Raw genomic sequence first — 1169 nt, 5'->3', positions numbered from 1 at the left:
AAAATAAAAAATGAGCCATGTGCATCCATGTTAATATTGTAGTTACCACAACAAACAATAAGGAATGAATGCAAATGACTCATCTAAATGGTACCACTAATCATGTTAAAGGAAAACACTTAACTGAATTTGAAAGATATCAAATTCAGGTTTTGAAGAGTGAAAATTATTCAAATCGTGCTATTGCTAAAATTTTGAATAGAGCACCTCAAACAATTAACAATGAGATCAATAGAGGAACTGTTAAACAAATTAAGCGCGTAGTTTCTAATGGTAAAGAATATTTTTATGATTATGAATGCTATTTCCCTGATGTTGCTCAACTTAAATATGAAACAAATCGTATGAATTCTTGCAGGACTCCAAAACATCACCTATCTCATGCTTTTATTGATTGGGCTGATAAGATGATGTTGAATAAAAAATGGTCTCCCGATGTCGTAGTTGCCTATGCTAAAAAGAATAATATTTTTTGTGATTCTATTATTCCTTGTGTTTCAACACTATATAACTGGATTGAAAGAGGAATGATGAAGACCTCTAATATCGACCTTATAGAGAAGATTTCACGAAAACCAAATAAAAATAGAAGACCTAGTCGAAAAAATAAAAAAGTATTAGGAAAATCTATCGAAGATAGAAGTCATGAAATCAATTCTAGAGATGTCTTTGGTCATTGGGAAATAGATACTGTTATTGGTTCTAAACTTAAAAATGAAAAAGCGTTACTTACACTTGTTGAAAGACAGACACGATTTGAAATCATCGTTCCTATTAAAAGTAAAACTAATGATGCTGTCACATTAGCATTAAGTCAATTAAAAGATCAAATAGGTAATTCATTTTCACAAATATTCAAGTCTATTACTTCTGATAACGGATCAGAGTTCTGTGACCTTACAGAGACATTACCTAATACTGAAATATACTTTACGCACCCTTATTCATCATGGGAACGAGGTACTAAAGAAAACCACCATAAATTCATTAGAAGGATAATCCCTAAAGGAATCAGTATGGGATCAGTATCTGATGAGATAATTTATCGCATCCAAAATTGGATGAACAATTATCCCAGAAAAATTCTAGATTACGAAACACCTAAATACCTGTTTCTGAAGTCACTAAAATCCGAAGGAATATTAAGTGAACCATTAAGCTACTATCTC

Annotated in this window: 1 protein-coding gene; it reads left to right on the top strand. The window is 31.3% G+C overall.

Translation table 11 applies throughout. From position 1 onward, the window contains the following. Nucleotides 1–74: 74 nt before the first annotated feature. Nucleotides 75–1169, top strand: a 1095-nt coding sequence (locus BHU61_RS13200) for an IS30 family transposase (RefSeq protein WP_242444263.1), incomplete at its 3' end; no start/stop codon positions are given.

The organism is Macrococcus epidermidis, from assembly GCF_003259695.1.
Lineage (GTDB): Bacteria > Bacillota > Bacilli > Staphylococcales > Staphylococcaceae > Macrococcoides > Macrococcoides epidermidis.
Note: the sequence above shows the minus strand (reverse complement) of the source record. Positions and strands in the feature narration are given on the sequence as shown.